Here is a 19013-nt window from a genome sequence, read left to right as displayed (position 1 = left end):
GATATTTGTGACGAAAGTTGTAAGCCGAAGTAAAAGCCGCGCTGTCATCCTGACGTTACAAAGCCTTTTGCTATGCTTAGGCATAATCGCAACCTTTAATGCCGGAAGGTGATAATGAGCCTGGACACCTCTCCCGTGCCCGAGCTCTCCGGACAACAACGGCGCTGTCATCTGCTGCTGATGCTGTACACGCCGGAGCCCGAGTTACAGCTGGAGACCTTAAGCCGAATCAATGGCGTCGCCCCCCCGATAACCCGGCAAGATATAGCCGAGGTGGCCAGTGAAATCCAGCGTTTCCACCATCTGGAGATCGCCGTCGATCCCGACCATGGCTACCAACTGCGGGGCAGCGCGCTCGACCAACGCCTGTGCCTGATCCATTGGCTGCGGCGGGCCCTGCGCTGCAGCCCGCAGTTCGTCGAAAGCGACTTCGCCCCGCGCCTGCGGCTGGCGCTGGCGGCCGATGCCGGGTCGGCGTCGCAGCTGGCTCAAGTGATAGATGCCTGCGAGCCGCTGCTCAACCGCCACTTCGACGCGCGCGACCGCCAATTCCTGCAGCATTATCTGCTCTACTGCGCCTGGCAAAATCGCCTGCAGCGCCATCCGCGTTTCGACGCCGTTCAGCGCGACTGGCTGCGGCAAAAGCCGGAACAGCAAGCCGCCGCCTGGCTGCATCAGGCCTGCAACCGGCTGTTTAACCAGCCGCCGCAGGCGGACGAGCGCGATTTTTTGGCGCTGACCTTCACCCTGTTGAAAAATCACAGCTACCACAGCAATGACTCGGCGCAAGAGCAGCGGTTGATGGCGGCGATCGGCAGCATGGTCGAGCGTTTCCAGCAACTTTCCGGTATGGCCTTCAGCAGCAAGGCCGAGCTGGTCAGCCAGCTGTTCGCTCACCTGGCGCCGGCGCTGGAGCGCTGCCGTTTCGCCATCGGCATCGACAATATGCTGCTGGAAGACGTGGTGCGCAAATACCCGCGGCTGATGCGCACCACGCAGGAAGCGCTGAAACCGCTGGAGCAGGAGTACGGCGTGCATTTTTCCAACGAGGAGGCGGGCCTGGTGGCCATCAGCTTCGGCGCCTGGCTGATGCAGGACAACGCGCTGCAGGAAAAACAGGTGCTGCTGCTGACGCTGGACAATCCGCAGCTGGAAGAGGAAGTGGAATATCAGATCCGCGAGCTCACGCTGCTGCCGCTGAACATCAAGTATCTGCCGCTGAGCGACTATCTGCGCGGCGGCGCGCCGCAGGGCGTCACGCTGGTGATCACCCCTTATGCGGCGGTGCACAACGATCCGCACCCGCCGCTGATCTACACCGAGCTGCCGCTGGAAACCCGGCAGCGCCAGGCCATCCGCGCGCTGCTGGAAGCGCCTTAATCAACGGCTGACGCTGACCGCCGGCGGCCGGATGAACAAGGCCGGCACCGCGACCGCCGCCATCACCCAGAACACCCCGCCCTGCCAATGTTCGAACAGGAACCCGGCAATCACCGTCATGACGGCGATACCGCCGCCCATCGCCAACGCCGAATACACCGCCTGCAGCCGGATCACCTCTTGCCCCTGACGCGCGGCGATAAAGCGCATCGCCGCCAGATGGCAGACGGTGAAGGTGCCGCAGTGCAGGATCTGGATCAGCAGCAGCCAACCCAGCTCGGTGCTGTAGGCCATCAGGCTCCAGCGCAACACGCCGCAGCAGGCGGAGAGCAGCAGCAGGTTGCGCGCATTCCAGCGGCGGAACAGCACGTTGCTGCTGGCGAAAATAATCACCTCCGCCACCACGCCCAGCGACCACAGATAACCGATGGTCGAGGCCGAATAGCCCGCCTCCTGCCAGTAAATGGAGCCGAAGCTGTAGTAACCGGCGTGCGCCCCCTGCAGCAGCGTGACGCACAGCAGGAAGCGCCACACCGGCCCCTCTTTCAACAGCGCCCACAGCGAACGCTCGGCTCCGCCGTGCGTGCGCGCTTCGCCCTGCGGCATCACGCTCGGCTTCAGCAACATGCCCAGCAGCATCGCCAGCACGCTGAAGATCAGGCTGTAGAGAATGGCGTTATGGCCCCACACCGCCACCAGCTGCCCGGTCAGCGCCGAGCCGATGACGAACGCCAGCGAGCCCCACAGCCGCACCCGGCCGTAGTCCATGCGGATTTGCTTTTGCCAGGTGGCGGCCAGCGCGTCGGTCAATGGCACCAGCGGCGAGAAGAACAGGTTGAAGCCCGCTATCACCAGCATCAGCCAGCCCCAGCCGTTGCCGAAACAGAAGCCAACCGCGAAAGCCAGGGTCAGCAGCGCCAGCAGGCGCAGGGCGGCGACCAGATGAGAGGGATCTTTAACGCGCGGAGCAATCAGTAAACTGCCGAGGAAGCGGGCCACCAAACCGGCGCCGAGCAACATGCCGATGGTTTCGGGCGCGATGCCCTCGCCTTTCAGCCACACGCCCCAGAACGGTAAGAAGATGCCGTAGGAAAAGAAGTAGGTGAAATAACTGAGCGCGAGCCAACGCGTGGATTGCAGAACCATGATCCCTCCGGTGTGAGGGCAATACTTTGACAGAGCTCACACCGGCCCGCAATCTTCATTCCACTTCAATGCGTTAGAGTGCCAGACAGCTCACAGTTTGCCGCAAGCGGCCATAAAAAAACCCGCCGCAGCGGGTTTTGTCAGGCGAAAGCGGGATTAGGCGTAAACCGGCAGGCGGGCGCAGATATCCAGCACTTTCTTCTTGGTGCGTTCGATGGTGGCTTCATCGTTGATGTTGTCCAGCACATCACAGATCCAACCGGCCAGTTCGCGCACGTCGGCCTCTTTGAAGCCGCGACGGGTCACGGCCGGGGTGCCGATACGCACGCCGGAGGTGACGAACGGGCTCTTCGGATCGTTCGGCACGCTGTTTTTGTTGACGGTGATGTTGGCGCGGCCCAGGGCGGCGTCCGCTTCTTTACCTGTCAGGTTTTTGTCGACCAGATCCAGCAGGAACAGGTGGTTATGGGTGCCGCCGGAGACCACTTTGTAGCCGCGCTGCAGGAACACTTCCACCATCGCCTTGGCGTTGACCGCCACTTGCTGCTGGTAAACCTTGAACTCAGGCTCCATCGCTTCTTTCAGCGCCACCGCCTTGCCGGCGATCACGTGCATCAGCGGGCCGCCCTGGCCGCCAGGGAACACGGCGGAGTTCAGCTTCTTGTACAGCTCTTCGTCGCCGCCCTTCGCCAGGATCAGGCCGCCGCGCGGGCCCGCCAGGGTTTTGTGGGTGGTGGTGGTGACGATGTGCGCGTGCGGTACCGGGTTCGGGTACACGCCGGCGGCGATCAGACCGGCCACGTGCGCCATGTCGACGAACAGGTAAGCGCCGATGCTGTCGGCGATTTCGCGCATTTTGGCCCAGTCAACCACGCCGGAGTAAGCGGAGAAGCCGCCGATGATCATTTTCGGCTTGTGGGTTTGCGCCTGTTTGGCCAGATCGTCATAGTCGATTTGACCTTTGTCGTCGATGCCGTAAGGCACCACGTTATACAGTTTGCCGGACAGGTTAACCGGGGAACCGTGGGTCAGGTGGCCGCCGTGCGCCAGGTTCATGCCCAGAATGGTGTCGCCCGGCTGCAGCAGCGCGGTGTACACGGCGAAGTTAGCCTGGGAGCCGGAGTGCGGCTGCACGTTGGCGTAATCAGCGCCGAACAATTCTTTGGCGCGGTCGATAGCCAGCTGCTCAACGATATCCACGTATTCGCAGCCGCCGTAGTAACGCTTGCCCGGATAGCCTTCAGCGTATTTGTTGGTCAGCTGGGAACCCTGAGCCTGCATTACGCGCGGGCTGGTGTAGTTCTCAGACGCGATCAGCTCGATGTGCTCTTCCTGACGCACCACTTCCTGCTCCATGGCACGCCACAGTTCCGCATCGTAATCGGCAATGTTCATTTCACGCTTTAACATCCGGCATCTCCTGACTTAAATCAGCTAACTAAAAAATCACCAAATAACTACCCGTTTGGGGTCTGGGCCACAGTGTAAACCGTTTCGCCCTACCGAAGATAGGTCTTGACAGAGGTTTTTACGCAAACGATTGGCATAAGGCGGCGCAAGGCTTTGATCCGCGAAACGCTGCCGTTTATCAACGGACATTTCCTCATGCGAACAATGCGCTTTTTTCATGTTCTGTGAGCGCGATCGACGCCCGAAGAACACCGCAACGAAAACAAGGGTATTTACAAGCGGCGCGGAACCCAATAAGATGCATTTAAAATGCATCATTAAAATTCTCGTCAAGATCCCAACCCAAGGAGCGCTCCCATGCTGGATAGCCAAACCATCGCCACCGTGAAATCCACCATCCCCCTGCTGGCAGCAACCGGGCCGAAGCTGACCGCCCACTTTTACGATCGCATGTTCGCCCACAACCCGGAATTGAAAGACATTTTCAATATGAGCAATCAGCGCAACGGCGATCAGCGTCAGGCGCTGTTCGACGCCATCTGCGCCTATGCCGCCAACATCGAGAACCTGGCGGCGCTGCTGCCGGCGGTGGAACGCATCGCGCAGAAGCACACCAGCTTCAATATTCAGCCGGAGCAGTACCAAATCGTCGGCGGGCACCTGCTGGCGACGCTGGACGAAATGTTCAGCCCGGGTCAGGAAGTGTTGGACGCCTGGGGCAAAGCCTACGGCGTGCTGGCCAACGTGTTTATTCAGCGTGAAGAGCAGATTTATCAGCAGAGCGAAACCGACAACGGCGGCTGGCGCGATCTGCGCGCATTCCGCATTCTGAAGAAGCAGCCGCAGAGCGACGTGATCTGCAGCTTCGTGCTGGCGCCGGTGGACGGCGGCCGGGTGGCGGACTTCAAACCGGGGCAATACCTGGCGGTCTACATCAAGCACGACAGCCTGGAACATCAGGAAATTCGCCAGTACTCGCTGACCACCTCGCCGAACGGCGAGTTCTACCGCATCGCGGTGAAGCGTGAAGATCAGGGTAAAGTGTCCAACTACCTGCACCAGCAGGCGCAGGAAGGCGACGTGATCGACATCGCCCCGCCGCACGGCGACTTCTTCCTCGACGTGACGCCGACCACGCCGGTGGCGCTGATCTCCGCCGGCGTCGGCCAAACCCCAATGCTCGGCATGCTCAACAGCCTGCACGACAGCCAACATCAGGCGCAGGTCCACTGGCTGCACGCGGCGGAAAACGGCAGCGTGCACGCCTTTGCCGAGGAAGTGGCGGATATTGCCGGGCGCATGCCGAATCTGAGCCGCCATGTGTGGTACCGCGAGCCGGGCGCCGATGACGTGGAAGGCCGCGACTACCACAGCCGCGGATTGATGGATTTGAGCGCGCTGCAAGGCAGCCTGGCCGATCCGCAAATGCACTATTACTTCTGCGGCCCGGTGGCCTTCATGCAGTTCGTGGGCAAACAGCTGTTGGAGATGGGCGTAGAGGCCGAACGCATCCACTACGAATGCTTCGGCCCGCATAAGGTGCTGTAATGCGTGCGGAGCGCGGCCGTCAGACCGCGCTCCCCCTTCATTTCCCCTGCAGTTGGCGCGCGTCCTGCACCTGCTGCACCGTCACCGGCGCCGCCTGGTTGCCCCAGCTTCCCCGCAGATAGCTCATCAGATCGGCCGCTTGACGATCGTTCAACGCCCAGCCATAAGCCGGCATGTCGAACGCCATCGCCTGCTGCGTGATCGGCGTATGCGCCCCTTCCAGCACCACCCGCAGCGCGGTCAGCGGATTATCCGCCGTTACCGTGGCATTGCCCGCCAGCGCCGGAATGGCGAAGTCGGTGCCTTCACCTTGATTGCCGTGACAGGTCGAGCAGTACATCGCATAGGTCGCCTTGCCGCCCGAATTATCCGCCTGCGCAGCAGATGAGGCAGGTTTGGCGGCGGTGTCCGGCGCCAGGCTGCGCAGGTACACCGCGATGGCGTTCAGATCGCCGTCGCTGAGGTACTGCGTGCTGTGGGTCACCACCTCGCTCATTGGCCCGGCGACCGCCGCATGGCGGCTGCGGCCGGTTTTCAGCAGCGCCGTCACCTCCTCCGGCGGCAGGCCGCGCAGATTGGAGGCGTACCAGCCGTCCAGCTCGGCGCCGCTCAGGAACACCGACTCCTTACCGTCCAGGCCCTTCTCCTGCATCGCCCAGCCGCGCGGCGTGTGGCAGCTGCCGCAGTGGCCTGCGCCTTGCACCAGATAGGCGCCGCGGTTCCACTCGGCGCTTTGCTGCGGATCCGCCTGATACGGCTGGTCGTCGTGGAACAGCTGATTCCACACCGCCAGCGGCCAGCGCATCGACAGCGGCCAAGTGATATCGCTGTCGCGGTTGGCGACGTTCTGCGCCGGCACCTCGTTCATCAGATAGTCATACAGCGCACGCATGTCTTCCGTGCTCATTTTGGCGTACGAGGTGTACGGCATCGCCGGATAAAGCCGGTGACCGTCTTTGGCGATCCCCTGACGCATGGCGCGATCGAACTCTTCGAATGAGTAAGCGCCGATGCCGTGCAGCTTGTCCGGCGTGATGTTGGTGGCGTAGATAGCCCCGAGCGGCGTCGGGAACTTCATGCCGCCCGCCAATTCGGCGCCGCCCGGCGCGGTATGGCAGGCGGTGCAGTCACCGGCTTTGGCGACGTATTCCCCGGCCGACATCGCCTGGGCCGAGCCGCCGGCGGCCAACAGGCTCAACAGGTACAGTGAACGCAGACTCATGCTCCCTCCTTGGCGGCAACCTTGCCGTAGGCCAGTTCGTTAACCGCGCGCCACGCCTGATCGATCGCCGAGTTGGCGTACGGGCTCCAGTCGGCATCGGAGTTGGCGATAGCGATCTTGCCGATCGGCTGCCGCGCCGTTTCGATGATTTTCTTGGCTTCGTCTTCGTCGTCAAACAGCCCGTTGAGGAAGTAGGAGTAACCGTGCGACCAGCGGTTGACGGTGATCGCCTGAATGTCGCGCTGATGATCGAAACCGGCCTCGCCCAGCATGCCCTGCAGCTGTTCGCGGATCATCTGTTCGTGCACTTCGAACGGCGTGCCCAGCAGCAGCGCGCGCCCTTTACGCGACTGTTCGCGCGTGCTGAGGCCGCTGCCCGGCAGCGTCGGCACATACACCATATGCAGGCCGATCGGCCGATCCGGATCGCGCGGGTGCTGATAGCCGCCCATGCTCACCGGATAGTCCAGCTTCACGCGGCTGTACGGCGCGGCCGGCGAATAAACCTCGTGCACGCCCAGCTTGATGAACGGCTGCCAGTTGCGGATCACCACCTTGCTGTACACCAGCGGCGCCTTGACGTTCTGCTTCAGCGCCTCCTGCTGCTGGTGCGCCATCTCCGGCACCAGATACGGGATCATCATGTTGTAGCCGGCCATCACCACCTGCCCGGCGCGCACTTTGGTCATCTTCTCGCCGGTCATGTAGGTGACTTCCACCTTGTCGCCGACGTTGGCCGCGTGCAGCCCGGTGCTATTCAAGCGCAGCTTCACCGGCGACTCCGGCCGATCGAGCTGGCTGTAGTCGAATTTAGCCAGCACCACGTCGTTCATGTCCTTGCCGGCCGGCGCCACCGCCGGGATCAGCTGGCGCACCATCAGGCGCGCCAGCGTGGCGTTGCCGTCCGGGAAGTGGAACACGTAAGGATCGTCGAGATCCGCCTGCGACTCTTCGTCCAACGGCGGCAGATTCATGCCGTTCAGGCCCGGCAGATCGCAAATGCGCGCATCGCTGCACGAGGTGCCATCGATGCCCACCGCCTGGAAATCGTTGGTGGTCTGCTGGAAATAACGGATCGCCAGCTCGCTCAGCCCAACCTTCTCGCGCAGGAACTGGGTGTAGCTGTGGGTGTCGAGCCATTCGACCTTCTGCTCCAGCGTCATCTCCGGCAGATAATCCTTCTCCACCGTGTGCAGCGCGATCAGCGCCTGGCGATCGCTTTCCGGCAGCGGGAAATCGCCGATGAACGCTTCATAAGAGCGGCCGTTGAGGCGATCGCGCGGGATGTCGTCCGCCACCGTGCGGCCCGGATCGCCGCTCACCACCTTGTCTACGCCGAAGTTCTTGCGATCGAAGTAAACGCCGCGGCTCAAATTCAAATCCGGGTAGAAGGTGGTGTCGAAAGCCTGTTCCAGTTGGTCGATATCGACGCCGAGCTTGCGCAGCAGCCCCATCGCCACCGGGCTGAAGTTGGAGCGCGGCGACTGCAGCGATTCGCTGCCGCCGTAGCCGAGCAGCATGCCGTCGTCGCTGTTGAACTCGTTGCGCTTGGCGTGGCCGCCGAAGTCGTCGTGGTTGTCGATCAAAAGAATGCGCTGCTGCTCGCCCTTCAGCTGCTGCCAGAAACAGGCGGCCGCCAGCCCGCTGATGCCGGCGCCCACCACCACCAGATCGAACTCTTCAACGGCGGGCACGCTGCCGAAATCAAAGGTTTTGCCGTCGCGCCCCAGCTGGTGCGCATGCTCGAACGAGCCCGGATGGTTACCCCGCAGCCCGGTCAGCGCCGGCGGGTAGTACAGGGTTTGATTGGCGGTTTGCGGTGACGCGCGCAGGATTTGCAGCGGCGTCAACCCGGCGGCGATGGTGATCGCCACCCCGTTTAGAAAATCGCGTCTGGTGATACCCATATAGGCTTCCTTTCAATTTTTATTATCATCGGCCGGCCGGGGCCGGCCCAAAGGCCGCGCTATTGTGCGGATAATTATTGTAAAATCAATGTTTGAACATCACATGACGAATGGCCGTGTAATCCTCCAGCCCGTACATCGACATATCCTTGCCGTAGCCGGACAGTTTCTGGCCGCCGTGCGGCATCTCGCTTACCAGCATGAAGTGGGTGTTCACCCAGGTGCAGCCGTATTGCAGGCGGGCGCTTAAGCGATGCGCGCGGCCCACGTCGCGGGTCCACACGGACGAGGCCAATCCGTAGTTGGATTCGTTCGCCCAGGCCAGTACCTGCTCTTCGTCGTCAAACGGCGTCACCGTCACCACCGGGCCGAACACTTCGCGCTGCACGATCTCATCGTCCTGGCGTGCGCCGGCCAGCAGCGTCGGCTGGAAATAGTATCCCGGCCCCTTCACCTTCTCGCCGCCGGTGACCACCTGCACATGCGGCAACGCTTTGGCTCGCTCGACGAAACCGGCCACCCGCTCCAGATGCTGGGCGGTAATCAAGGGCCCCAGCTCAGTGCTCTCGTCGTCCGGCACGCCGATCTTCAGGCTGGCCACCGCCTCGCCCAGCCGCTTCACCAGCTCGGGATAAATGCTTTTCTGCGCGTAGATGCGGCAGGCGGCGGTGCAATCCTGGCCGGCGTTGTAGAACCCGAAGCCGCGAATGCCGTCCACCACCTGCTGCAGATCGGCGTCGTCGAACACCAGCACCGGCGCCTTACCGCCCAGCTCCATATGGGTGCGCTTAATGCCGGTGGCGGTGTGGGCGATGATGTGCTCGCCGGTGGCGATCGACCCGGTCAGCGACACCATGCGCACCTTGTCATGCCCGGTCAGCCGATCGCCGACGCTGGCGCCGCGCCCGAACAGCACGTTGAGCACGCCCGGCGGGAACAGCCCGGCGGCCAGTTCGGCCAATTTGAAGGTGGTCAGCGGCGTCTGCTCCGAAGGCTTGATCACCACGCAGTTGCCCGCCGCCAAGGCCGGCGCCAGTTTCCAGGCCGCCATCATCAGCGGGTAGTTCCACGGCGCGATCGAGGCCACCACGCCGAGCGGATCGCGGCGGATCATCGAGGTGTGCCCGGCCAGATACTCACCGGCCGCCATGCCGGTCAGGCAGCGGCTGGCGCCGGCGAAGAAGCGAAACACGTCGGCCACCGCCGGCAGCTCGTCGTTCAGCACGCAGTGATAAGGCTTGCCGCAGTTGAGCGACTCCAGCCTGGCGAAGGTCTCGGCATGCTCGTCGATCAGATCCGCCAGCTTGAGCAGATGCTCGGCGCGCTCCTTCGGCGTGGTTTGCCCCCAGGCGGCGAACGCGGCGTCCGCCGCCAGCACCGCACGATCGACCTGCTCCGGGCTGGCCTCCGCCACCTGCGCGATCACTTCGCCGGTCGCCGGGTTATACACCGGCTGGGTCGCGCCCTGGCCATTCACCAGTTGGCCGTCAATCAACAGTTGGCTTTGCATAGGGTTATCCTTTTGTCAGAGGTCGGGTAAGGAAATTATTTGCCGCTGCCGGCGACGCTTTCCCCACCTTTGGTCAGGTAGTAAGCGCCGAGGATCGGCAGCATGGTCAACAGCATCACCGACAGCGCCACCACGTTGGTGATCGGCACGTCGCGCGGGCGACCGAGCTGGTTCAGCAGCCACAGCGGCAGCGTGCGCTCGTGGCCGGCGGTAAAGGTGGTCACGATGATTTCATCGAACGACAGTGCGAACGCCAGCATGCCGCCGGCCAGCAGCGCCGAGCCGAGGTTCGGCAAGATCACGTAACGGAAGGTTTGCCAGCCGTCGGCGCCGAGATCCATCGAAGCCTCGATCAGGCTGTACGAGGTGCGGCGGAATCGGGCGATGACGTTGTTGAACACGATCACCACGCAGAACGTCGCATGGCCGACGACGATGGTCAGGATGCCCGGCTCGATGTTCAGCGCCTTGAACGCCGCCAGCAGCGCCAGGCCGGTGACGATCCCCGGCAGCGCGATCGGCAGCAGCAGCAACAGCGAAATGCTGTCTTTGCCGAAGAAATCGCGCCGATACAGCGCCGCCGCCGCCAGGGTGCCGAGCACCAGCGCGATGGCGGTCGCCAGGCAGGCGATCTGCGCCGACAGCAGCACCGCATCGAGGATGTCCTGCCGCCCGGCGGCAACGTTGAACCAGTGCAGCGTAAAGCCCTTCGGCGGGAAGCTGAAGGCCGCGTCCTCGGTGTTGAAGGCATAGATGGCGATGATCGCCAACGGGAAATGCAGGAAGACAAGTCCGCCCCAGGCGGCCAGCTTCAGCCCTAAGGGCGCGCGTTCAGAGTGCATCGAAAGCCCCCAGACGTTTGACGATGGAAAGGTAGATGGCGATCAGGACGATCGGCACCAGCGTAAAGGCCGCGGCCATCGGCATATTGCCGATCGCGCCCTGCTGGGCGTAGACCATGCTGCCGATGAAATAGCCCGGCGGCCCCACCAGCTGCGGCACGATAAAGTCGCCCAGCGTCAGCGAAAAGGTGAAGATCGATCCGGCGGCGATGCCCGGCACCGCCAGCGGCAAAATGACGTGGCGGAAGGTCTGCGCCGGCCGGGCGCCCAGATCCGCCGAAGCGTGCAGCAGCGAGGGCGGCAGGCGCTCCAGCGCCGCCTGGATCGGCAGGATCATGAACGGCAGCCAGATATAAACGAACACCAGAAAACGCCCCAGCCCCGAGGTCGACAGCGTGTTGCCGCCGATGCCGGGCACCGTCAGCAGCGAAGCCAACAGCGGCTCCAGCCCCAGGTGCTGCAGAAACCACTGCGCCACGCCGTCTTTCGCCAGCAGCAGGGTCCAGGCATAGGCTTTGACGATATAGCTGGCCCACATCGGCATCATCACCGCGATGTAAAAGAACGCCTTGACGCGGCCGCTGGTATAACGCGCCATGTAATAGGCGATCGGGAACGCCAGTACCGCGCTGGCCAGCGACACCAGCACCGCCATGGTCAGCGTGCGCAGGATGATGTCGTAGTTGGCCGGGTTGAACAGCGCCGCCAGGTTGGCGAAGGTCAGATCCGGCGTCACCGCCATGGTGAAATCGTCGAAGGTGTAGAACCCCTGCCACAGCAGCGTCAGCAGCGAGCCGAGGTACACCGCGCCGAACCACAGCAGCGGCGGCACCAGCAGTAACAGCAGATACAGCGTCGGCCGGCGATAGAGCCAGGTCGACAGCGCGCGCACGCTACCGCCGCGCGCCGGGGGGGAATCGATGCTCATGTCCATCTCACCTCTCCTCCAGCAGCGGCACCATCGCCGCGCGCGGCCAGCAGGCGACGATCGGCTGGCCGATCTGCCGCTGTTGCCCTGCGGCGATCCACTGTGGATTGGCCTGGCTGACCAGCAGCTTTTCGCCGCCGTTCAGCGCGATCTCATAGCGCGTGGCCGCGCCCTGGTAGTGGATTTCCTGCAGCGTGCCCTGCACCTGGATTTCGTCCTGCGCCGCGCCGCCTTGCTCCAGCAGGCGAATATGCTCCGGCCGGATCGAGAAGGTTCGGCTTTCGCCGAGCAGGCGCTGCGCCAGCTCGCTGCGCACCACGTTGGAGGTGCCGACGAACTCGGCGACGAACGGCGTCTTCGGCCGCATGTAAAGCTCGCGCGGCGTATCCACCTGCTCGATGCGGCCGTTATTGAATACTGCCACCCGATCGGACATCGACAGCGCTTCGCTTTGATCGTGGGTGACGAAGATAAAGGTGATGCCCAGCTGGCGCTGCAGCTTCTTCAGTTCGCCCTGCATCTGCTCGCGCAGCTTGAGATCCAGCGCGCCGAGCGGTTCGTCCAGCAGCAGCACCCGTGGCCGGTTGACCAGCGCGCGCGCCAGCGCCACGCGCTGCCGCTGGCCGCCCGACAGGTGCGCCGGCTTGCGTTCGGCGACGAAACCGAGCGCCACGCTCTCCAGCGCCTCTTGCGCCCGCGCCAGCCGCTCGCGTTTGGCGACGCCCTTCACCATCAGGCCGTAGGCGACGTTTTCCAGCACCGACATGTGCGGAAACAGCGCGTAATCCTGAAACACGGTATTCACGTCGCGCTGATACGGCGGCAGGTTGGCGGCTTCCTGGCCGTGAATGCGAATCGAGCCGGAAGTGAGCTGTTCAAAGCCGGCGATCAGGCGCAGGCAGGTGGTTTTGCCCGAGCCGGACGGCCCGAGCATGGAGAAGAATTCCCCGTCCTGAATGTCGATGGATACCCGATCCACGGCGCGAACATCGCCGAAAGTCCGCGAAACATCGATGAATTGCACGGCAATGGTCATTTTCTGTGCTCCATTCTGATGTGATTCGGGCGCAGCGGGCTGCGCCCCGCGGCTTAGCGGCCGCCCATGATGGCGATGTAATCCTGGGTCCAGCGGCTGTACGGCACGAACTTGCCGCCCTGCGCCTGCGGCGTTTTCCAGAAGGCGATTTTGTCGAACTGGTTGAAACCGTTGGTTTCGCAACCCTTCTCACCCAGCAGCGCGCTGGCCTTGCAGCCCGCCGGTGAAGCCGGCACCGACCCGAACCAGGCCGCCACATCGCCCTGCACCTTCGGCTCCAGCGACCAGTTCATCCACTGGTAGGCGCAGCTCGGGTGTTTGGCGTCGGCATGCAGCATGGTGGTGTCCGCCCAGCCGGTCACGCCCTCTTTCGGGAACACGGTGGCGATCGGCTGCCCTTCGCCCTTCAGGGCGTTGGCCTGATACGGCCAGGCGCTGGAGGCCACCACGCCTTCGTTTTTAAAGTCGCTCATCTGCACCGAGGTATCGTGCCAGTAGCGGTGGATCAGCGCGTGCTGGCTGCGCAGCAGCTTCAGCGCCGCCTGATACTGCTCTTCGTTGAGCTGGTAAGGATCGCTGATGCCGAGCTGCGGCTGGGTGGCCTTCAGGAACAGCGCCGCGTCGGCGATGTAGATCGGGCCGTCGTAAGCCTGCACCCGCCCCTGGTTGCTCTTACCGTCCGGCAGGTTCTGCTGCTGGAAGATCACCGCCCAGCTGTCCGGCGGCGTCGGGAAGGTTTTGGTGTTGTACATCAGCAGGTTCGGCCCCCACTGGTACGGCGTGCCGTAGGTTTTGCCGTCCACGGTGTACCAGGCGCCGTTCAGCAGGCGCGAATCGATGTTCTTCCAGTTCGGGATCAGCGCGGTGTTGATCGGCTGCACCCGCTTGCCGAAGATCAGGCGCAGCGAGGCGTCGCCGGAGGCGGTCACCAGATCGTAGCCGCCTTTGGCCATCAGGCTGACCATTTCATCGGAGGTGGCGGCGGTCTTCACGTTCACCGCACAGCCGGTTTGCTTTTCAAACTGGGTGACCCAGTCGTAGTTTTTGTCGGACTGGCCGCGTTCGATGTAGCCGGGCCAGGCGATGATGTCCAGTCGGCCTTCGCCTTTGCCCAGCGCCTGCGGCAGATCGGCCGCCTGGGCCAGGCCGCACAGCACGGTGAGACAGAGCGCGGAGACGGTGGTGGTGACTGCGGTAGTTTTTCCCATCGTAATTACCCCTGTGTTGCTTATCGGTATGCGGCAGGGAACGGCTGCCGCCTGATTTTTCTTGATATAACCGTTAGAAGCCGGCTTTGAACTTCGCCATTACGTGCCTGACAACGCTGTAATCCTGCAGCGAATCGCTGGACAGATCCTTGCCGTAGCCGGAGCGTTTCAGGCCGCCGTGCGGCATTTCGCTCGCCAAGGTGAAATGAGTGTTGATCCAGGTGCTGCCGTACTGCAGATGGGCGGCAATGTGCAGCGCCCGATCGATATTTTGCGTCCACACCGACGAGGCCAGCCCGTATTCCGAGTCGTTGGCCCACGCGACAGCCTGCTCCAGGTGCTCGAAGCGCGTGACGCTGACCACCGGGCCAAACACCTCGCGCTGCACGATCTCGTCGCTTTGCAGGCAACCCGCCAGCAAGGTCGGCTGGTAGTAGAACCCCGGCCCGGAGTGCGCCGCGGCACCGGTGATCAATTCGATATGCGGTTGGCTGAGCGCCCGCTCGACAAAGCTGGCGACGCGATCGCGCTGGCGGGCACTTATCAACGGGCCGATCTCGTTGTCCTGATCGCGCTTGCGGGCGAAGCGCAGGCTGGCGACCGCTTCGCCCAGCGCGTCCACCAGTTTGGGATAGATGCCGGCCTGCGCGTAGATGCGGCAGGCGGCGGTGCAGTCCTGGCCGGCGTTGTAATAGCCGTAGGTGCGAATGCCGTTGACCACCTCGTCGAGATCGGCGTCGTCGCAAACGATCACCGGCGCCTTGCCCCCCAGCTCCAGATGGGTGCGCTTGACGCTTTTGGCCGCCGCCTGGAGGATTTTTTGCCCGGTGACGATATCGCCGGTGACCGACACCAGCCGCACCTGCGGGTGCCCCACCAGCTGGCTGCCGACCCCTTCACCGCCGCCGTAGACGATGTTCAGCACGCCCGGCGGCAGGATCTCCTGCAGCGCCGGCACCAACGCCAGAATGGTCAGCGGCGTATGTTCGGAGGGTTTAAACACCACGGTATTGCCCGCCGCCAACGCCGGCGCGATCTTCCACGCCGCCATCATCAGCGGATAGTTCCAGGGGGCGATCGAGGCCACCACGCCAATGGGATCGCGGCGGATCATCGAGGTGTGGCCCGGCACATACTCACCGGCCAGTTGCCCTTGCTGCGTGCGCACCGCGCCGGCAAAGAAGCGGAACACGTCGACCGCCGCCGGCAGATCGTCATTGAGCGCCTGATGCAGCGGTTTGCCGCAGTTGAGGGCCTCCAGCTGCGCCAGCTGCGGCGCCTGCCGCTCAATGGCGTCGGCGATACGCAGCAATAAGGCGGCGCGCTGGCCTGGCGTGGTACGCGACCAGTGGCCAAACGCCTGCTGCGCGGCTTTCACCGCGCTGCCGACCTGCGCCGCAGAGGCTTCGGTAAGGGCGATCAGCGTCTCGCCGTTGGCCGGATTGACGATGCACTCCTGCTGGCCTTCGCCGTCGATAAGCTGACCGTTAATGAACTGCTGACAGGACAAACCTGAGAGAACCTGCACATCCGCCATCGCCTGACGCCCCTAAGTGACAAAAACGTTAACCAAATGTGAATAAGTTAGTTTTAATCAGCCTAAGCGAGCCTCTGGCGGGCAACAAATTCTAAATACTGAACGCCGCGTTCGATTAAATCGAATGCTTAAGCCCGGCGGCGTGTTTGCTACCGTTCTCGCGCGCGATGGTGAGGAACGGCGTCACCAGCTCCGGCCGCGCGCTGCCGCGCCGCCATGCCAACCCGATATCCAGCGGCTCCAGCAGATCGTCCAGCTTGCGCGCCTCGATCATGTTGCCCTCCAGCGACCAGGCGCGGTACGCCATGTCCGGTTGGATGGAGACTCCCATCCCCGCCGCCACCAGGCTGCGCACCGCCTCGGTCGAGGCGGTCTTCATGGCGATCTCCGGCTTCAGCCCGGCGCGCGCCCAGATGCGCCGCGCGTGCACGTCCATTTCATCGGCGTTGAGCTGGATCAGCGGCTGTTTGGCCACGTCCGCCAGGCTGATGCTCTCGTGCTCCAGCAGCGGGTGCAGCGGCGGCAGCCACAGGCGATACGGCGAGTGCATCAGCACCTCGGTCTGCAGCGCGTCGCGGTCCTCGATGTTCGACAAGATCAGCACGCCGATGTCGATCTCGCCGCTGACCAGCAGATGCTCGATGTACGGGCGTTCGTCTTCAACCACCTGCACGGTGACATTGGGATAAGCCGATTTAAAGCGCGTGAGCAGTTCCACCAGGAAGTAGCCGGCCACCAGGCTGGTGACGCCGATGGTCAGCTTGCCGGTCAGGCTTTCGGTGCCGATCTGCAGGCTGCGCTTGGCGTTGTCCACCGTCGCCAGGATCAGATACGACTGGCGCAAGAATTGGTGCCCCTGATGGGTCAGCGTCATGCCCTTGGCGTGGCGATCGAACAGCCGCACGCCGATCTCGGTTTCCAGCTGCTGGATCGCCAGCGTCAGCGAAGACTGGGAGACAAACACCGCCTGGGCGCCGGCGGAGATCGACCCGGTTTCCGCCACGGCGATGAAGTGGCGGATTTGGCGTAACGTCATCATGGGGGTGATTCCTCAAGCAAAAACATTGCATTGAGTGTAGACGCCGGCCGTGAAGCGATCGGGAAAAGTGTCAAAAACGCGATAGCGTTCGCTTTTTTAGAATGCCCGCAGGCAAAAATGGGGGAAACGGCGAGGCGAAGAGGTGTGATGTACGGGGAGCAGAAATGACAAGGGCGCAGCATGCTGCGCCCTGATGGCCGATGATCCTGCGGAGGATCAGATCGCTTCTTCGTCCTGCTCGCCGGTACGGATACGCACCACGCGCGCCACGTCGAAGACGAAGATTTTGCCGTCGCCGATCTTGCCGGTCTGCGCGGTTTGCATAATGGTTTCCACGCAGGTGTCGACGATGTCGTCGGCAACCACGATCTCGATCTTCACCTTAGGCAGAAAATCGACCATGTATTCGGCGCCGCGGTACAGCTCGGTGTGGCCCTTCTGGCGGCCGAAGCCTTTGACTTCGGTGACCGTCATGCCGGTGATGCCCACTTCGGCCAGCGCTTCGCGGACGTCATCCAGTTTGAACGGCTTGATAATCGCGTCGATCTTTTTCATCTTCTTTCCTTTTACCAATTTTTGCGGCCAAAACCGGATGTGATGGGATAGCGGCGGTCTTTGCCGAAGTTACGGGCGGTGATGCGCGGCCCGACGGCGGCCTGACGCCGCTTGTATTCGTTGATGTCCACCAGGCGGATCACCTTGCGCACGATCGCTTCGTCGAACCCTTCGGCCACCAGATCGGCGACCGACTTGTCGCGCTCGACGTAGCCTTCCAGGATCGCATCCAGGATATCGTACGGCGGCAGGCTGTCCTGATCGACCTGATCCGGCGCCAGCTCGGCGGACGGCGGGCGATCGATCACCCGCTGCGGGATCACGTAGGAGACGGTGTTACGGTATTCAGACAGCTTGAACACCAGCGTTTTCGGCACGTCCTTCAGCACGTCGAAACCGCCGGCCATATCGCCGTACAGCGTGGCGTAACCGACCGCCATTTCGCTCTTGTTGCCGGTGGTCAGCACGATGCTGCGGCGCTTGTTGGACAGCGCCATCAGCACCACCCCGCGGCAACGCGCCTGCAGGTTCTCTTCGGTGGTGTCGCGCTCGGTGCCGGCGAACATCGGCGACAGCTGGCCCATAAAGGCGTCGAACATCGGTTCGATGGAGACGATATCGAACTCCACGCCGAGGATTTCCGCCTCTTCCTTGGCGTCGGCGATGCTGATATCCGCGGTGTAGCGGAATGGCATCATCAGCGCCTGCACCTTGTCTTTGCCCAACGCATCCACGGCGATCGCCAGCGTCAGCGCCGAGTCGATGCCGCCGGACAGCCCCAGCACCGCGCCTTTAAAGCCATTTTTGGTCACGTAGTCGCGCACCGCCAGCACCAGCGCCTGGTACACCTGCGCCAGCTGCGGCAGCTCAGCGGCCGGATCGGCCATCGGCACCACATCCAGCTCGTTGAATTCCAGGCGGGTCACTTGCTCGTCGAAGGCCGCCAGACGGTGAGTCATGGTGCCGGCGGCGTCGAAGACCTTGGAGCAGCCGTCGAAGATCAGCTCATCCTGGCCGCCGACCTGGTTGAGGTACACCAGCGGCAGCTGGGTGCGCTGGCAGTGGCCGGCCATCAGCGTTTTGCGGATATACGGTTTTTCGCGATTATACGGCGAGGCGTTGATCGACAGGATAATCTCCGCGCCGGCCGCCTTGGCGGCGTCGATCGGCTCAGGGAACCACAGATCTTCGCAGATCAGCAGCCCCAGACGGTAGCCTTTCAATTGCACCACGCAGGTGTCGTTGCCGGCGTGGAAATAGCGCTTCTCATCGAACACGCCGTAGTTCGGCAGCTGCTGCTTGAAGTAGCGGGTCAGCAGGCGGCCTTCGGCGAACAGCGACAGCGCGTTGTACAGCTTGTCGCCTTCGCACCACGGGTGGCCGACCAGGATCGCCGTCTCGGCGGAGGCCTGCTGCAGGCGCAGCAGCTGCGTATCGCAGCGCTGATAGAAATCATTGCGGTACAGCAGGTCTTCCGGCGGGTAGCCGGACAGCGCCAGTTCGCTGAACATGACCAGATCGGCTCCCGCCTTCTGCTGCTCCTGCACGATTTGCAACATGCGTTCGGTGTTGCCTTCAATGTCGCCGACCAGCAGGTTCAGCTGGGCCAGGGCGATGGAAAGTGATCTGCTCATTTGTGTACGATCCCGCTTAATACGTTCCATGGTGCTCTACGCCGGGGCGCGCCGCGGCAAAGAGAACGGAGTGTAAATCATTCCGCCGGATTTGTTGAGAACCTGCGTGGC

The 19013-nt window shown here is 63.0% G+C and carries 15 protein-coding genes; 2 read left to right on the top strand and 13 right to left on the bottom strand.

All coding sequences use genetic code 11. From position 1 onward, the window contains the following. Positions 1–114 precede the first annotated feature (114 nt). The gene (gene csiE / locus AC2CGI_RS00555; protein WP_076741094.1) at positions 115–1380 is read left to right on the top strand and encodes a stationary phase inducible protein CsiE; all 1266 of its coding nucleotides are present in this window, start codon (positions 115–117) and stop codon (positions 1378–1380) included. Here csiE and AC2CGI_RS00550 read toward each other — a convergent pair whose 3' ends face one another. Next, the gene (locus AC2CGI_RS00550) at positions 1381–2526 is read right to left on the bottom strand and encodes a 3-phenylpropionate MFS transporter (protein WP_076741093.1); all 1146 of its coding nucleotides are present in this window, start codon (positions 2524–2526) and stop codon (positions 1381–1383) included. A 156-nt stretch (positions 2527–2682) separates the two neighbouring features. Further along, the gene (gene glyA / locus AC2CGI_RS00545) at positions 2683–3936 is read right to left on the bottom strand and encodes a serine hydroxymethyltransferase (RefSeq protein WP_004941389.1); all 1254 of its coding nucleotides are present in this window, start codon (positions 3934–3936) and stop codon (positions 2683–2685) included. A gap of 357 nt (positions 3937–4293) precedes the next feature. Between glyA and hmpA the strand changes: the two genes are divergently transcribed. After that, complete coding sequence (gene hmpA / locus AC2CGI_RS00540) at positions 4294–5484, top strand: NO-inducible flavohemoprotein (RefSeq protein ID WP_004941387.1); 1191 nt, start codon at positions 4294–4296, stop codon at positions 5482–5484. A gap of 37 nt (positions 5485–5521) precedes the next feature. On the opposite strand, the gene AC2CGI_RS00535 is transcribed toward hmpA, so the two are convergent. The 11 genes from AC2CGI_RS00535 to AC2CGI_RS00485 form a co-directional block, all read right to left on the bottom strand. Beyond that, the gene (locus AC2CGI_RS00535; RefSeq protein WP_076741092.1) at positions 5522–6706 is read right to left on the bottom strand and encodes a c-type cytochrome; all 1185 of its coding nucleotides are present in this window, start codon (positions 6704–6706) and stop codon (positions 5522–5524) included. Next, positions 6703–8613, bottom strand: a complete 1911-nt coding sequence (locus AC2CGI_RS00530; RefSeq protein ID WP_021504513.1) for an NAD(P)/FAD-dependent oxidoreductase — start codon at positions 8611–8613, stop codon at positions 6703–6705. The genes AC2CGI_RS00535 and AC2CGI_RS00530 overlap by 4 nt, the downstream gene beginning before the upstream one ends. Positions 8614–8698: 85 nt before the next feature. Further along, entirely contained in the window at positions 8699–10123 is a 1425-nt protein-coding gene (gene patD, locus AC2CGI_RS00525; RefSeq protein WP_076741091.1) for an aminobutyraldehyde dehydrogenase, read from the bottom strand. A 35-nt stretch (positions 10124–10158) separates the two neighbouring features. Next, positions 10159–10965, bottom strand: a complete 807-nt coding sequence (locus AC2CGI_RS00520; RefSeq protein ID WP_004941378.1) for an ABC transporter permease — start codon at positions 10963–10965, stop codon at positions 10159–10161. Beyond that, a complete protein-coding gene (locus AC2CGI_RS00515) occupies positions 10955–11899 on the bottom strand; it encodes an ABC transporter permease (RefSeq protein WP_015378789.1) in 945 nt (314 codons plus the stop codon). The genes AC2CGI_RS00520 and AC2CGI_RS00515 overlap by 11 nt, the downstream gene beginning before the upstream one ends. Position 11900: 1 nt before the next feature. Further along, the gene (locus AC2CGI_RS00510) at positions 11901–12929 is read right to left on the bottom strand and encodes an ABC transporter ATP-binding protein (protein ID WP_019452336.1); all 1029 of its coding nucleotides are present in this window, start codon (positions 12927–12929) and stop codon (positions 11901–11903) included. Positions 12930–12982: 53 nt separating this feature from the next. Further along, positions 12983–14137, bottom strand: coding sequence for a putative ABC transporter substrate-binding protein YdcS (gene ydcS, locus AC2CGI_RS00505; RefSeq protein WP_021504517.1), 1155 nt, complete (start codon positions 14135–14137; stop codon positions 12983–12985). A 73-nt stretch (positions 14138–14210) separates the two neighbouring features. After that, positions 14211–15674 carry a gamma-aminobutyraldehyde dehydrogenase gene (locus AC2CGI_RS00500; protein ID WP_076741090.1) on the bottom strand — a complete coding sequence of 488 codons (1464 nt, stop codon included), beginning with the start codon at positions 15672–15674 and terminating at the stop codon, positions 14211–14213. Positions 15675–15789: 115 nt separating this feature from the next. Next, positions 15790–16713, bottom strand: coding sequence for a LysR substrate-binding domain-containing protein (locus AC2CGI_RS00495; protein WP_015378793.1), 924 nt, complete (start codon positions 16711–16713; stop codon positions 15790–15792). 216 nt (positions 16714–16929) lie between these two features. Beyond that, positions 16930–17268, bottom strand: a complete 339-nt coding sequence (gene glnB / locus AC2CGI_RS00490; RefSeq protein WP_004847623.1) for a nitrogen regulatory protein P-II — start codon at positions 17266–17268, stop codon at positions 16930–16932. A gap of 11 nt (positions 17269–17279) precedes the next feature. After that, positions 17280–18902: an NAD+ synthase gene (locus tag AC2CGI_RS00485; protein ID WP_076741089.1), complete on the bottom strand. Its 1623-nt coding sequence runs from the start codon at positions 18900–18902 to the stop codon at positions 17280–17282. Positions 18903–19013: the final 111 nt, after the last annotated feature.

Source organism: Serratia sp. LSHTC3 (assembly GCF_057197125.1).
The sequence above is the reverse complement of the archived record's forward strand: the minus strand, read 5'-3'. Positions and strand labels throughout refer to the sequence as shown.

Coding starts and splice junctions, on each gene's coding strand:
- csiE (WP_076741094.1), top strand. CDS start 115: ATGAGCCTGGACACCTCTCCCGTGCCCGAGCTCTCCGGACAACAACGG.
- AC2CGI_RS00550 (WP_076741093.1), bottom strand. CDS start 2,526: ATGGTTCTGCAATCCACGCGTTGGCTCGCGCTCAGTTATTTCACCTAC.
- glyA (WP_004941389.1), bottom strand. CDS start 3,936: ATGTTAAAGCGTGAAATGAACATTGCCGATTACGATGCGGAACTGTGG.
- hmpA (WP_004941387.1), top strand. CDS start 4,294: ATGCTGGATAGCCAAACCATCGCCACCGTGAAATCCACCATCCCCCTG.
- AC2CGI_RS00535 (WP_076741092.1), bottom strand. CDS start 6,706: ATGAGTCTGCGTTCACTGTACCTGTTGAGCCTGTTGGCCGCCGGCGGC.
- AC2CGI_RS00530 (WP_021504513.1), bottom strand. CDS start 8,613: ATGGGTATCACCAGACGCGATTTTCTAAACGGGGTGGCGATCACCATC.
- patD (WP_076741091.1), bottom strand. CDS start 10,123: ATGCAAAGCCAACTGTTGATTGACGGCCAACTGGTGAATGGCCAGGGC.
- AC2CGI_RS00520 (WP_004941378.1), bottom strand. CDS start 10,965: ATGCACTCTGAACGCGCGCCCTTAGGGCTGAAGCTGGCCGCCTGGGGC.
- AC2CGI_RS00515 (WP_015378789.1), bottom strand. CDS start 11,899: ATGGACATGAGCATCGATTCCCCCCCGGCGCGCGGCGGTAGCGTGCGC.
- AC2CGI_RS00510 (WP_019452336.1), bottom strand. CDS start 12,929: ATGACCATTGCCGTGCAATTCATCGATGTTTCGCGGACTTTCGGCGAT.
- ydcS (WP_021504517.1), bottom strand. CDS start 14,137: ATGGGAAAAACTACCGCAGTCACCACCACCGTCTCCGCGCTCTGTCTC.
- AC2CGI_RS00500 (WP_076741090.1), bottom strand. CDS start 15,674: ATGGCGGATGTGCAGGTTCTCTCAGGTTTGTCCTGTCAGCAGTTCATT.
- AC2CGI_RS00495 (WP_015378793.1), bottom strand. CDS start 16,713: ATGATGACGTTACGCCAAATCCGCCACTTCATCGCCGTGGCGGAAACC.
- glnB (WP_004847623.1), bottom strand. CDS start 17,268: ATGAAAAAGATCGACGCGATTATCAAGCCGTTCAAACTGGATGACGTC.
- AC2CGI_RS00485 (WP_076741089.1), bottom strand. CDS start 18,902: ATGAGCAGATCACTTTCCATCGCCCTGGCCCAGCTGAACCTGCTGGTC.